Source organism: Streptomyces sp. 2A115 (assembly GCF_052245575.1).
In the GTDB taxonomy this organism is placed as follows: Bacteria; Actinomycetota; Actinomycetes; order Streptomycetales; family Streptomycetaceae; genus Streptomyces.
Map to the genome: position 1 here is coordinate 1 of NZ_JBQQCG010000148.1, position 14550 is coordinate 14550.

8 protein-coding genes and 1 pseudogene are annotated in these 14550 nt (G+C 68.8%); 1 reads left to right on the forward strand and 8 read right to left on the reverse strand.

Going from position 1 to position 14550, the window contains the following annotated elements; all coding sequences use genetic code 11:
* The 6 genes from ACTWQR_RS53915 to ACTWQR_RS53940 all read right to left on the reverse strand — a co-directional run.
* Positions 1-4309 (reverse strand): type I polyketide synthase (locus ACTWQR_RS53915; protein WP_443234699.1); only part of this gene is annotated, 4309 nt, incomplete at its 3' end.
* 315 nt (positions 4310-4624) lie between these two features.
* Positions 4625-6226, reverse strand: coding sequence for an aspartate aminotransferase family protein (locus ACTWQR_RS53920; protein ID WP_443234700.1), 1602 nt, complete (start codon positions 6224-6226; stop codon positions 4625-4627).
* 209 nt (positions 6227-6435) lie between these two features.
* Positions 6436-8694: a BTAD domain-containing putative transcriptional regulator gene (locus tag ACTWQR_RS53925; protein WP_443234701.1), complete on the reverse strand. Its 2259-nt coding sequence runs from the start codon at positions 8692-8694 to the stop codon at positions 6436-6438.
* Between the two features lie 182 nt (positions 8695-8876).
* Positions 8877-9722 (reverse strand): AfsR/SARP family transcriptional regulator, encoded by an 846-nt coding sequence (locus ACTWQR_RS53930; protein ID WP_443234702.1) that lies wholly within the window; start codon positions 9720-9722, stop codon positions 8877-8879.
* Between the two features lie 150 nt (positions 9723-9872).
* Positions 9873-11048 (reverse strand): IS701 family transposase, encoded by a 1176-nt coding sequence (locus ACTWQR_RS53935; RefSeq protein ID WP_443234703.1) that lies wholly within the window; start codon positions 11046-11048, stop codon positions 9873-9875.
* A gap of 330 nt (positions 11049-11378) precedes the next feature.
* Entirely contained in the window at positions 11379-12026 is a 648-nt protein-coding gene (locus tag ACTWQR_RS53940) for a ScbR family autoregulator-binding transcription factor (protein ID WP_443234704.1), read from the reverse strand.
* A gap of 165 nt (positions 12027-12191) precedes the next feature.
* Between ACTWQR_RS53940 and ACTWQR_RS53945 the strand changes: the two genes are divergently transcribed.
* Positions 12192-13064 carry a ScbA/BarX family gamma-butyrolactone biosynthesis protein gene (locus ACTWQR_RS53945; RefSeq protein WP_443234705.1) on the forward strand — a complete coding sequence of 291 codons (873 nt, stop codon included), beginning with the start codon at positions 12192-12194 and terminating at the stop codon, positions 13062-13064.
* 19 nt (positions 13065-13083) lie between these two features.
* On the opposite strand, the pseudogene ACTWQR_RS53950 reads toward ACTWQR_RS53945, so the two are convergent.
* Positions 13084-13783: pseudogene (locus ACTWQR_RS53950) on the reverse strand (transposase); the annotation flags it as partial.
* 179 nt (positions 13784-13962) lie between these two features.
* Positions 13963-14124 carry an HNH endonuclease gene (locus ACTWQR_RS53955; RefSeq protein WP_443234706.1) on the reverse strand — a complete coding sequence of 54 codons (162 nt, stop codon included), beginning with the start codon at positions 14122-14124 and terminating at the stop codon, positions 13963-13965.
* Between the last annotated feature and the right edge of the window lie 426 nt (positions 14125-14550).

Here is a 14550-nt window from a genome sequence, read left to right on the forward strand (position 1 = left end):
CCCGCCGCCGCCCTCGGGTGCCGGGCCAGTCCCTGGTCTCGGTGAGCAGTTCGACCGCGCCGGCCGTCCAGTCCACCCGGGGGGTCGGCTCGTCGACGTGGAGGGTCCTGGGCAGCACGCCGTGGCGCATCGCCTGGACCATCTTGATGATCCCGCCGACCCCGGCGGCGGCCTGGGTGTGCCCGATGTTCGACTTGAGGGAACCCAGGTACACCGGATCCCCGTCCTCGCGGCCGCTGCCGTACGTGGCCATGAGCGCCTCGGCCTCGATGGGGTCGCCGAGCCTGGTGCCGGTGCCGTGCGCCTCCACCGCGTCGATGTCCGCCGGCGTCAGCCGTGCGTCGGCGAGCGCCTGGCGGATCACCCGCTGCTGGGCGAGACCGCTGGGGGCGGTGAGACCGTTGCTCGCGCCGTCCTGGTTGACGGCGGAGCCGCGGATCACCGCGAGGACCTGGTGGCCGTTGCGGCGCGCGTCGGAGAGCCGTTCCACCAGGAGCAGGCCGACGCCCTCGGACCAGCCGGTGCCGTCCGCCGACGCGGCGAACGACTTGCAGCGGCCGTCGGGGGCGAGTCCGCGCTGCCGCGAGAACTCCACGAACATGCCGGGCGACGACATCACGGCGGCCCCGCCCGCCAGTGCCAGGTTGGTCTCGCCGGACCTCAGGGACCGTATCGCCAGGTGCAGGGCGACCAGCGAGGACGAGCAGGCGGTGTCGGCCGTGACCGCCGGGCCGATGAGGCCCAGCTGGTAGGCGATGCGGCCGGACATGACGCTCGCGGTGCTGCCGGTGAGCATATTGCCGTGGACGCTCGGCGGTGCGTCCTGGAGGCGGGGCCCGTACTCCAGGGAGGTGGCTCCGACGAAGACGCCGGTACGGGTGCCGCGCAGTGACTCGGGCAGCAGACCCGCGCGCTCGACGGCCTCCCAGGAGGTCTCCAGGAGAAGCCTCTGCTGGGGGTCCATGGCCAGGGCTTCCCGCGGCGAGATCCCGAAGAAGGCGGCGTCGAACTCGCCGGCTTCGTGCAGGAACCCGCCCTGCCGCACGGAGCTCCTGCCCTGCCGCTCGGGGTCCGGGTCGTACAGGTCGTCGCCCCAGCCGCGTCCCGTGGGGAACGACGAGACGGCGTCGTCCCCGTCCGACACCAGGCGCCACAGATCCTCGGGCGAGGAGACGCCGCCCGGGAAGCGGCAGGCCATCGAGATGATCGCGATGGGCTCGCCGTCGTCGGCCGCGGCGAAGGCGTCGTCGGGGCCGGGGGTGTCGGCGCCCAGCAGCTCGGCCTCGATGAACTCGGTCAGGGCGCGCGGTGTCGGGTGGTCGAAGAGGAGCCCGGTGGGCAGCCGCAGACCGGTGGCCCCGGCCAGCGCCGCGCGCAGCTCGGTGGTCATCAGGGAGGTGAATCCCAGTTCCCTGAACGGTGTCCCGGGGTCGATGCGGTCGTCCGCCCCGTATTCGAGGACGGTGGCGGTGTGCTCGGTCACCAACTGGGCGACGGCCTGCCGGCGCGCGCCGTCGGAGAGGCCGGCCAGGCGTGCGCCGAGTTCGCCGCGCGGGTCCCGGCGGGACGGCTCGGCGGCCTGGTCCTCGTCCGGCAGCGCGGACCGCGGCGAGGCCGCGGCCGGTACCGTGCGCGCTGTCCCGTCGATCCAGTACCGCCTGCGCTGGAAGGCGTAGGTGGGCAGGTCGACGCGCCGGGCGCCCGAACCCTCGTACAGCGTGGTCCAGTCGACGTCGGTGCCGCGGACGAAGAGGGCCGCGAGCGCGGTGACGGCGCTCTGCGGTTCGGGGCGGTCGCGGCGCAGGGCGGCGACGGCCTCGGCCGCGTCGGGGTTCTCGAAGGAGTCACGGGCGAGGGCGGTCAGCACACCGTCGGGTCCGGCTTCGAGCAGGGTGGTGACGCCGTGGGCTTCGAGGTAGCAGATTCCGTCGTGGAAGCGGACGGCCTGGCGGATGTGGCGCGCCCAGTAGTCGGGGGACGCCAGCTCCTCGGCGGTGGCCAGGGTGCCGGTGACGTTCGAGACGACCGGGATACGGGGAGCGTGGAACGTCAAGTCGGCCAGTGCCGCACGGAATTCGTCGAGTACGCCGTCCATGTGCGGGGAGTGGAAGGCATGGCTGACCGTGAGTGCCTTGGTCTGGCGGCCCTGAGCGCGCAGTCGCCCGGCCAGGGCCGTGGCGGTGTCGTGGTCGCCGGAGACGACCGTGGACCGCGGGCCGTTGACCGCGGCGATGCTCACGGCGTCCTCGTGCCCGGCCAGCAGGGTGAGGACTTCCTCCTCGGTCGCCTCGACGGCGATCATGGCGCCCCCGGCGGGGGCGGCCTGCATCAGCCGGGCGCGCGTGGTGACGAGGCGTGCGGCGTCGGCCAGGTCGAGGACACCGGCGACGTGGGCCGCGGTGACCTCACCGACGGAGTGCCCGAGCAGGTAGTCGGGACGTACGCCCCAGGACTCGAACAGCCGGTGGAGGGCCACCTCGACGGCGAACAGCGCGGGCTGTGCGTTGAGGGTCTCATCAAGCCCCTGTCCACCGCGGATGGTCCGGGCCACCGGCCGGTCCAGGTGCGGGTCGAGGGCCGCGGCCACCTCGTCGAACGCCGCCGCGTACGCCGGGAAGGTGTCGTACAACTCCTGGCCCATCGCGGCCCGTTGGGCGCCCTGCCCGGTGAAGAGGACGGCCAGCGCGCCGGGTTCGGCCGTGCCGGTCACCACTCCGGGTGCGGTACGGCCCGAGGCCAGGGCGGCCGTCCCCCGAAGGAGGCCGGGCGCGTCCGGAGCCAGGACGACGGCCCGGTGGCGGAAGGCGGTGCGCGAGGTGGCCAGGGACCAGCCGACGTCCACCGGCGAGGGACCGCCGTCGTCCCCGGCGAAATCGGCCAGTCGGCCCGCCTGCGCGTGCAGGGCCGCCTGTCCGGCGCCCGACACCACCCACGGCAGCACGGCGGGAGCGGACGGCTCCCGGACGCTCTCGTCGGCGGCGGTCTCCGGGCCCTCCGCGACGACGACGTGGCAGTTGGTGCCCCCCATGCCGAAGGAGCTGACACCCGCCACCAGCGGACGGTCCGGGCGCGGCCAGCCGGTCAGTTCCCGCTGCACGGCGAGTCCCAGCTCCCGCAGGGGAATCCGCGGGTTGGGCGTCTCGAAGTTCAGGCTCGGGGGCAGCGCCCGGTGGTGGATGCTGAGCAGCGTCTTGATGAGGCCCGCGATGCCGGCGGCGCCTTCCAGATGCCCGATGTTGGTCTTGACCGAGCCGACGCGCAGCAGCTCCCGCTCGCCGCGTCCGGCACCGAGCGCGGCCCCGAGGGCCCGCGCCTCGATGGGGTCACCCACCGGCGTGCCCGTGCCGTGCAGCTCCACGTACTGCACCTCACCGGCGTCCACACCGGCCCCCTCGCGGGCAGCCCGGAGCACCTGCTCCTGGGCCTCCTCGCTGGGCACGGTCAGGCCGTCGGTGGCTCCGTCGTTGTTCACCGCGCTGCCACGGATGACGCCGTAGATCCGGTCGCCGTCCTCGACCGCCCGCCGCAGCGGCTTGAGGACGACGACACCGCTGCCCTCACCGGGTACGAACCCATTGGCGCGGGCATCGAAGGTGTACGTCACCCCGTCCTGGGACAGCGCGCCGAATCGCTGCTCGGTGACGGCGTTCTCCGCGAGGAGGTTGAGGTTCACGCCGGCGGCGATGGCGGCGGTCGACTCGCCGCTGCGCAGGCTCTCGCAGGCCAGGTGTACGGCGACGAGCGAGGACGACTGGGCGGCGTCCACCGTCATGCTCGGTCCGCGCAGCCCCAGGTGGTGCGAGACCCGGTTGGCGATGACACCGCGGTTGACACCGGTCATCGTGTGCTGGGTGAGCGCGCCGGTGCCCCGCTGGTAGACCAGGTTCGTGTAGTCGTCGCGCAGTGTGCCCACGAACACCGAGGTGTGAGTGTCGCGCAGGGACGCCGGGACGATACCCGCGTCCTCCAGCGCCTCCCAGGCAAGCTCGAGGACGATCCGCTGCTGTGGGTCCATGGCGGCCGCTTCACGGGGGGAGACCGCGAAGAAGGAGGCGTCGAAGTCGCCCACGGCGTCGAGGAATCCACCCCTGCTGCCGGCGTCCGGCGTCCCGGCGTCCCACCGGTCGTCCGGCAGGTCCGTGATGGCACTGGTGCCACCGCTGAGCAGCTCCCAGAAGGCGGAGGGACTCCCGGCTCCGGGAAACCGGCAGGACAGCCCGACGACAGCGATCGGCTCATCCCGTTCAATACGGCTGTCGACTGCCGTCGGAACATGCTCACTCATCATGAACTTCCGCTGCCCTTTCATAACCGGATTCCCCATGGCCCAAGACCCATTCACCACTACTCAGCGCGAGCCGCAACCGAATTGCGCCGCACTTTCCTTCCTGAGTGGGGAGAGTGACACAAAGCCTCAAAGCCGACCCTACGCGGGCCCTCGGAATTCACTCCTCAATGTCCGACCACGGGCTAGTAATTGGAAAAGGTCCGCCGCACACCGATGCCGTGTGTCGCACGGCCGGAACACCGGACATGCCGTACGGCACTGCCCCGTACGGCACACTGCCCGGCCCGCGGGGGACACGGGCCGGGCAGTGTGGTCGGGCGGCGGGCGCCGCCCCGTTCAGGAGGACAGAACCAGCCGGTTCGAGGCCTGCTCGCGCAGGATGCCGCAGACATCGGTCAGCGCCCGTTCCAGACGGTCGATCTCTCCGTCGGTGAGGAGAACGGACGGCTCGAAGCGCAGCGTGTTCACCGCACTCGCGGTGGGGAACGTCCGGATCGCGTGGCCGTTCAGGAGGTGACCGGCGATCACATAGCCGAACATTCCGGAGCAGGCCGCTTCCCTGATCGCCTCGTCCTCGGCCTGCGACTGGTCGTGGAACTCGAAGCCCAGCATCAGCCCCATGCCCCGTACCGCCTTGACCACGTCGGGGAAGGCGGAACGGACCTTCTCGAGCATCGTTTCCAGTGCCGCACCGCGCTCGGCCGCCTGCCGGTAGGCGCGGCCGCCGTCGGCCTCGAGCAGTTCGAGCACCTTGAGGGCGATGTGGCACGAGAAGCTGTCCTTGGCGAAGGTCGAGCTGTGCACCAGTTCGAACTGGGTGCGGTAGCGAGCCTCGCGTACCAGCATCACGGATGCCTTGGCCAGGCCGCCGCCCAGGGACTTGGCGAGGGTGTAGTAGTCGCCGCGCAGTCCCAGGTGCGAGCTGGCCAGCAGTGCTCCGGTGCGGCCCATCCCGCTCTGGATTTCGTCGATGACGAGGGGGCACTCGGCCGTATCGACGAACTCCTGGATGTGCCGCGCGGCCTCCCACGACAGCGGCCGGATACCCCCTTCGCCCTGGATCGGCTCCAGCAGGAAGGCGCAGAACACCGAGTGGTCGCGCTCGACGAGACGGACCTCGCCGTCTTCGAGGACGAGCTGGAGCAGGGTGCCGCGTTCATCCTCGAGCACCTCCTTGAGCGCATCTCTGAGCGCATCGGGCCGGTCCTGGGGGACGAAGCGCGCCCGGGCTCCGAGCGCCGTGAAGGGAGCCCGGTAGGCCTCGTTGTGGGTCAACTGGACGCTGCCGATCAGCTTCCCGTGGAAGCCGCCCTCCAGAGCCAGGAACACCGGGGCCTTGGCGCTCTGCTCCCCGTTGACGCGGGTCATCTCGGCGATCACCAGCTCCAGAGGGTCACCGCTCCCGGAGGGACGCTCGACCCCCAGGCGCGCGAACACCTCGCCGAGGACGACCGCCCGGCCGTCCAGCACGGCGGTACGGGCCTCCTCGGCGCCGGCCGCGATCTCCGCCATGGTCTCCGCGAGCCGCAGGACACGGTCGAGCTCGGCGTGCTTCACCGCGGCCTCGACTGCCTCCGCACCGCTGTTGGCGAAGGTGGCGTAGTACGGCTCGCCGGTGCCGAGTTCCCGGTGGATGATGCGGTTCAGTTCCGCGGCCAGCCGGTTCGCGTAGGGGTGCGACGAGAACTGTGCGTGCACCGGCGTCCGCCCGGCCAGGAGTTCCCCGGCGCGTGCCACGATCTCGGGATGGTTGTGCCCGAAGATCAGCGACCCGTAGCCGCTGGCGTAGTCGAGGACGGGTGTTTCCCGCCCGTCCTCACCGCGGCGATAGAGCGTGTTGCCTTCCGCCCTTACGTACTCGACATCGAGGCCGGCCGACGACAACAGCCCTCGCAGGTAGGGCTCGGCAAGTTCGGCCACAGCGGATTCGGCATTCATGTCCAGCTCCTTTTCGGGCGCGGATAGAGTGCTTGCAGCGGGATTCGACCGCACCCCTGATGCCCGATAGATCTTGCTGACATCCTGATCCCGCATATTCCAGTGCGCGGTCATAAAGGCGCCATTCGTCCCCCATTCCGCAGAAGGCGGGCGGCTGATTACCCGGCGATGAGCCGACGGCGGCACACGGAATGCGGGCCACAGGATTCCTACGCCGCCGCGCCCCGCTCTTCCGTGAAGCTCCGCATGCCTTCACCTCGCCCGGCCGACAACAGGAACTCCACCAGCTGCTCGTTGGTGACCATCTCCGGCTGGTCGAGGGTGACCGTGGTGGCGTGGCTCTTGCCCCCCGCCCAGCCCGGGCGGCGCAGCAGCAGCTCGGGCCCGGCTCCGGCGACCACGAACAGTGGCCCCGACCCCGCTGTCTCGGCAAGTTCCTCGACGGTGTCCAACACCAGGTCGTCGGCACAGTGCAGATCATCGATGCACAGCACGAGCGGTTTCTGGCGGGCCGCCTCCCGGAGGAACTGGGACCAGGAGTCGAGCACTTCGCCCGGGCACAGCTCCCCGAAGTGGACATCGACGCCGCCGGTGGCCACGAGAGCGCGCAGGCGGGACAGCAACTGGTCCGACGTCCGCTCGGAGGGAAACATTGACCGCACCGTACGGGCGAGGGTGGCCTGTGCCCGCGCCGCGTCGTCGCCGGTACTGATGCCGCAGTAGGCGGTCAGGATCTGTGCCGGGGCCGTCAGGAGGCTGTCGTCCGGATCCGCTGAAACGCGTCCTGTGAGGACCCGAGGCGCGTCTGCCCGTCCTGTGGCCCAGCGCTCGAAGTCCCTCAACAGTCGGCTCTTCCCCGTCCCGCCCTCCCCCAGGACCGTCACCAGATGGGGTACGCCCCGGTGCTGAGTCCGCTTCACGAGCCCGCGCAGGATGTCGAGTTCGTACGCCTCGGTGCCGCCGGTATCGCCCCCTTCGGGGGACTCCTCGTCGCGGACGCCCAGCGCTTCCCAGCCCGCGGGCGAGGGATCGGAGTGCCGGTAGAGGACGGCGTGCTCGCTCGCCCGGCGGATGGCGTGGCTGGCCCGCACCTCGCCGGAGGGCACCTCACAGAGCAGCGCCTGGGATTCGTCCAGCACCGCGCCGACCACGGTCAGGGCCTCTTCCTGGCCTCTTCGGCGCATCAGCACCTCGCCCATGGTCACCGAAGCGTGCACGGACAACCGGGCCGAGTCGGGCCCGGATCCGGCGGAGACGTCGAGCACGTCACGGATCGCCAGCGCCGCCAGAACGGCATGCTTGGCGTCTTCTTCGCAGGGGCCGTCAAGTCCGAACAGAGCCAGCGAAACGGATCCGATCGAGGCCGTCACGGTCCCACCGAACCGCTCCACCTGCTCTCGGACCAGCTGTGTGGTGCCGTCCAGAAGGTCGTCGAGGTCATGAACTGCGCCACGGGCGAGTGAAGGGGCGAGCCGGGTGCGCACCGAGACCACGCTGACCCTGCGGCGGTCCACGCCGGCACGCTGCTCGGGCAGCACCACCCCGTCGGCGGTGCGCTGCTCCGGCACCGTGCCGCTGCCGTCCCCCGGCGGGCGGCGGCGCACGTCGAGGGTGCGTACCTTCTGAGGGCTCGAAGAGACTTCAGCCGACGCGACGAGCGCGCCGTACGTTCCCACCTCGCCCAGGGAGAGCGCGGGATCCTGGGCGAGGATCGCCTGCTGCAGTTGCCGCAGGCCGCGGCCGGGCTCCAGGCCCAGATTCTCGACCAGGACGGCCCGTACACGGCTGTACGCGTTGAGCGCGTCCGCCTGTCGTCCGCATCGATACAGCGCAAGCATCAACTGACCGCACGACCGCTCCCTGAGCGGCTCGGCCTGGACCATGGTCTCCACCTCCGCGAGGACGGCGTGGTGCTGGCCGCAGGCCAGCTGTGCGTCGAAGTAGTCCTCTCGCACATCGAGCTGCGTGCTGTGCAGCGCGGCCAGTTCGGGCCATTCGAGGCCGGCCTCCACCAGATCCGCCAACGCCGGTCCCCTCCACAGCGCGAGCGCGTCACGCAGCAGCGCTGCCGCCGCATCCGGCGCACCCTGCGCATGTTTCTCACGTCCCAGGCCGACCCATTTGTGGAACAGGTGCAGATCCACCTGCTCGGGGTCGACGCGCAGCATGTAACCGGGCGGCTGGGTCAGCAGCATCGCGGGTTCCGGCGAAGTACCGTCACCGGCCGCGGTGTTGTTTCCCGAGGAGAGGATGCCGCGCAATCCGTACACCGCGTTCTGCAGGATTTTGCGTGCGGTCGTCGGAGCATCGTCGAGGCCCCACAACGCGTTCAGCAAATGACTGGCGGGCACCACTCTATTGGCCTGCAGCAACAGAAAACCGAGCGTGGCGCGCTGCTTGGTGCCCCCCAACCCCACCAAGCAGCCATTGTCGACGGCCTCCATCGGCCCCAGTATCCGGAACTGCATTGCTCCCCCAGCCTGTACAGCTCTTGCTTCCTATGTACGCCATAGTGCATTGAAACAGTCCAAGCTCACACAAATCTCGCACAAGGCATCTCGCGGGCGCAGCACCTTGCTCACATGGGAATGCTCGGCCGGATGGACCGGTGCGGCATGGGATTCGATCTCCTTTCCGGCCTGATGCCGTCTCAGCCGGCGATAGCCGTGGACCCCAGCGAGGGCACCACTGAGTGCGGCCCAGTGCCGCTTCGCTGATGCGGCGTCCAGGACGTGTCGTCCGCGGGCGCCGTAAGGATCTCGGCCTGGATCTTCTGCAGATCCGCCGAAGGTTCCAGGCCCAGCTGGCCCCGGAGGATGTGGTAAAGATTCTGGTACGCCTGAAGGGCCTCACCTCTGCGGCCGGATTGATGCAGGGCCACGATGAGCCGGCCGTGAAACCACTCGTGCAGGGGGTACTCATCGACGAGCGCCCGCAGTTCGGGCAGGAACTCCCTGGACCGGCCCAGGCGGCTCTCGACCTCCACGCGCAGTTCCAGTGCGCGGATCTTCAGCTCCTCGGCACGTGCGGTGGGCCCGGTCAGGACACTTCCAACCGGCACATTGGCCAAGAAAGGTCCACGCCAGAGTCCCACGGCCTGGGTGAGATACCTGGACGCCGCGTCGGCCGCATCGTTGTCGAGCTCCCACTGCGCGCGCCGCACCAGCCGTTCGAAGGTCCAGACGTCGACTTCGTCGTCATTGACGTCGAGCTGGTAGCCGGGCGCCCTGGTCTCCAGCAACTTCCGCTCGGGGGTGGCCACTTGGGCGTCAACGAGCATGCGCCGCGCATGGTAGACGTGGGTCTGCAACGTGCGCAGCGCACTGCTGGGCGGATTCTCCCCCCACAACTCCCGTATCAGCGTGTCCGCTGCGACCGTCTCACGGGGCCGAAGCGCCAGGACGGCGAGCATCTGGCAGATCTTCTGCGCCTTGGGAGCGTACCTGTGCCCTTCGTCGGTGAGGACCTCGAAGGGGCCGATGAGGTTGAACTGCACTACGCACGCTCCTGTTCCGCCGCGATTGGCGCTCGTGTCGGGTACCGGATGACGCTCTCGAGAGAGTAGGCAGACGCCACGGCCGCAGCCGTATGCGGCGAAAGAGAGTGTCAAGCTACCGAACGGTAGTAATTCGCCCGGTGATTCAGATCATGCCGCGGCCCGCGCCAGGCAGGCGTCTTCGTCGGCTTCGCCCTGCAAGACGGCGATCAGATGGGCGACCGATGCGAGGGTCGTGTGGTGGTGCCATCCCTGGAACGACCGTCCGGCGAAGTCACGCATGCCTACGCCGTCGGCGATGCCGGCGAAGTCGCTCGCCACGAAACCCGACAGGCGGGTCAGCCGCAGCAGTGAGGACAGCGACGCGGTGCGTGCGTTGGTCAGCCACAGACCGCCATCATCCTGCCCGGCGGACGACCCCTCGCCCAGCAGCATCATCCCCTCACCGCGCGGAGCCCGAGGGGGCTCTACGGCAGTGACGGGGATCGCCACCGCCAGCGTCGGCCCGCTCCCCACGCTCACCGGGCGCAGCAACTGCGGTAATGATCTGGCCAGTTGGGCGGCGGTGCTGGGCGCATCGCCGTACATGGGAAGTCTGGAGCGGTCGATCCGCAGCCGCGTCTCCCGGTCGGCCCGCACCAGGAAAACAAGCCCTAAAGACATGAAGCGGTGCGCCAGCACGACCGCGTCCAGTCCCTGCGCGTCCACCACGACCGGCCCGGGCAGGGCTTTCGCGAAGCTCGCGATGTTCAGCGCCGCGTCCCGCACACACCCTTCGAGGGTGTTGGCCGCCTCCCCCACGGGGATGCTCGCGCGCCGCCGGAGCGAGGCCTCCAGCCAGCGGGGAGGCAGGAGCAGATGCCAGTCGACGGGAACGGCAGCCCGGCTCGACGCCATCCAGGTCCCCACGGCCTGCTGGCTGTTGACGACCTGCCTGAGGTGCGGGATGTACTGCTGGTCGACGCCGACCGAGTGCGATCCGATCTTGGGGATCACGGTGGGCCTGATGACCCATGCCTCGGGAGCCAGTGTCCGCCCCACGTAGTGGGCCAGCGCCCGGCGCACCGGCGTCCAGGCCCATGGCGACGCGCTGATGAAGTGATGCACGCTCTGCTGCGATGCGGCGCCATCGACCTGCGTCGCGATTTTCCGCAGCGTCTTGCGCCCTGACGAAGCCAGCAGTCCGTGGACATACTGCTCCGCCTTGAGTCTGTGGCCGTTGCGCTGCAGCGAGGCGAACAGATCCGTGCCGACCTCGGTGAGCAGGGAGGTCAGGACCGAGGACTCGCGTCTACCGTGAATGGATTGCCGTACGTGCCGTGTCATCAGTCCCCCGTCGCGTCCCCACATCGACAGGCAAGGGCGCCGTCCAGACTGGTGTGGCTGGCCCCCGCCGCAACAAAGAAAACATCCGTCCGGTTGTTTGTACAGCCCCAGATATGCTCACAGAAGCTCACAAAATGGACAGAAACCCATAAGCTGGAGGCCTGGGATTGATTGGTGGCGCCTCCGAAACGACAAAAAGGCGCATCACGTCCAGTGAAACAGAACGGTGTGTCGTTTTATTGGAGTGAGACCCTTAGGGAATCTCGTGATGACGGGCGTCACGCGGGGTGGATTCCATCATTCCGTTTTGATTCACCCTGAGAAGCAGGCTCACACGGTGAATGCGGCCGTTCCGCTTCCACCAAGCAGCCGCTCCGCCCGGTAGGGCGAGGTGTCGAGCTTGGCGAGCACTCCGGGGCTGGCGATGTTCGGGAGCAGCAGCTCGTACAGGCCCGAGATCTCCTCGGCCAGGGCTCGCTGGTCCGGCAGGGCTTCGGTCACCAGGTGCACACCGGTCCACGCCCCGACGGTCAACCGTGCGACGGCGGCGGGATCGACATACTGAAGCAACTCGCCGCGCTCCTTGGCCTCGACGAGGAGCTCGCGCGCCAGATCGATCCAGTCCGGCCACCGGGTGCCGAACAGGCCGCGGGCCTTGGTGTCGACGGACAGCCGGACGGCGGCGCGCAGCATCGGCTCCCGGGGAAGCCGGTAGGCCAGCAGGAGCCCGAGGTCCACCCACTCCTGCAGCTTAAACGTCTGCGAGATGAGCCCTTCGCGGGTGAGGGCCTGCTCGAGCACGCTGCGCGCCATGTCTTCCTTTGAAGTGAAGTGGAAGTACAGGGCGCCTCGGGTCAAGCCGGTCCGTTCCACCAGCGCGGAGATGGTGGCGGCGTCGTAGCCGACCTCATTGAAGAGATCAGCCATGGTTTCCAGGATGAGCTTGCGCGTGCGAATCGCGCGCTCCTGTCTCGCCACCCGGCGCCTCCAGATTCGACTTTACCCGTGCTTGAACTCTCGTTGACCAAAGCTTGCAATTAAACGGAGAGTCGGTATCTTAACACTGCGGCATCCGATCGACCTTTTGTCCGCATTGGGGGGAATCTCTTGTTCGAAACTGCTAGTGCTGTACGCGTGCATGACGTGATTGAAGTTGGCGACCTGTCGGCGGAATTACTGGGTGAGTACACCCATCTCAGACATCGTGACTCCGTCCTCATCAGAGGCTGGAGTCGGCGTGGTCCGGACGAGTTCGCCATCCCGGCCCGCTGGCCGGACACCGACGGGCCTGGGGTCTACGATCCACGGCTGCTGACCCAGACCATCCGACAGAGCGGACTGGCAGTGGCCCATGCCGAGTACGGGGTCCCGACGTCCCATCAGACATTGCTACACCACCTCAACTTCACGGTCGAGCCGGGGTTCGAAGCCCTTAAGGCTTCGACGTTCCAAGTCGAGCTCGCCGTGTCAAGGACGGCCAGACACACGGCCAAGGCCTTTTCCATGGACTTCCGCATCGTCCGGAACGGTGCGACCGTCTCCCGGGCGGATGCCGAATTCGCCTGGATATCCCCGGCGGCGTACAGGCGGCTGCGCGGCGAGCACCCGACCGCTGGCTGGGGGGAGTGGCCGCGGCCTGAGCCCGTCACTCCCCTACTCGTCGGCAGGGCCGACGAGGCCGATGTGGTTCTGGCGCCCAGCGACTCTCCGTGCCGCTGGCAGCTCCGCAATGACATCACCAATGCCCTGCTCTTCGACCATCCGGTCGACCACGTCCCAGGGCTCGTATTGCTGGAGGCGGCCTACCAAGGCGCCCATGCCGCCCTTGCTCCGGCCTCTTTCGAGCCCACCCGCGTCGCTACGAGTTTCAAGCGGTACGTCGAGTTCGACGCGCCGTGCTGGATCGAAGCCGAGGTGCGTCCCTCTCCCGGACCCAACCTCTTCGCTGTTGACATCACCGGAACACAGGACGGACAGACCATGTTCCGGGCCTCGTTCAGCGGTGTGACGCGCTAGGGCCTGCGTGACGTCGTGATCAATCAGTGGCCTTCAGCAGGTCGTTGATCCAGATCATGGAGGCGCGGAGATGGAGGCCGGCGAGGTAGCTCTCGGGTGTCTTGTCGTATCGAGTCGCGATGCCCCGCCAGGCTTCCTTCTTCTCCGGGATGACTGCCTTGATGTTGCGTTTGCGCAGGTAAGAGCGGTTGGCGCGGGATGATTAGGCCTTGTCCGCGGCGACAGCGTCAGGCCGGGTCCGGGGACGGCCGACCGGCAGAGGGACCCGCACCTTCTGCAGCACGGGGACGAACTGCGGGCTGTCGGCGGCCTGTCCCGCGGTCAGGACGAGCGACAACGGACGGCACCCGCGGTCCGCGGCGAGATGGACCTTGCTCGTCAGCCCGCCACGGGACCTGCCGAGCAGGGCTTGCTTCAGGCGGAGCTTGCGCCGCCGCCTGATGCGCCGCCGCTCTTCCCGCTCGGGGTCGTGAACTCCGGCCTGTCCGTTCTGTTCCGGCGGGCCGCCCCTTTTCCCGGGCCCGTTCCTGCTCGGCAGCGGCTTCCTCAAGAGCGTCCATGACCTCCCTGCCGATGCGCACCCGGGCGGCGTCGTGGTGGGCGCGGGCGGTGGTGGAATCCACGCTGACCAGCGACAAGTCCGTCTTCCCCTGGCGGGCGGCCTCAGCGATCACGCCGTCCAGCAGTGCGGTGAAGACGCCGGCGTCCCTCCAGATGCGGAGTGAAGTAGGCCGCCGACGAGGTGCCCGTGGTGCCGGTCCTTTTCCGACGGCCCCTTCCCGAACGGATTGGGTAGGCCGCCAGCGGGGTGCCCGTGACCAGGCCCTTTTCCGACGGCCCCCCGCCGAACCCACCGTGCTAGATTTCCCAGCAGTGGGCTCTCCAGTGCCTTTTCTTCTCATGAGTTCTGCCTCGAGTGGCTCGCACCGTAGTGAATGTCCTCGTGGCAGACGCGACAGACGACCAGGGTCTTTCGACGGCGCGCGGCCATCATCTGGGCCCAGGCGGGCTTGGCGACCCGCCCCCGGACGTTCGAGCACGACGTAGGCCGCCCACTCATCTCCTTGGCCGCCCTCACTGGGCGACGCCCCTCACCTTGGAGGTTGCCGTCCGAGCCGCTTCTTCAGATCCCGGCAAGGCGAGAGCACCGGTTTCAGGTGTCGTTCCGGTGAGTTTCTATTTGTGCCGCTGGAGATTGGGCTTCAAGCAGTCCAGCCTTGGCCATATCGCGCGGGTCTTGCGGCCCTCCGCCCTGGACACCTCCAGACGGCCACCGCTTCCCTGACATGCTGTTGTCCCCTTCGGCTTTCACCTCCAGGTAAGAGGATGTCTCATGTGGTGCTGCCGTGAGCTGTTGTGACTGAGCGCTTCCCTACGTTGTTCTGCGGGACGTGGTGAGCCCCTCGTATGGTTGGCCCGCCCAGGGGTGCCGGGTGTGGCTGTGAGCGCTTTGCCGCTGGTGGCTTCAACTGATTGGCCGCCCGGC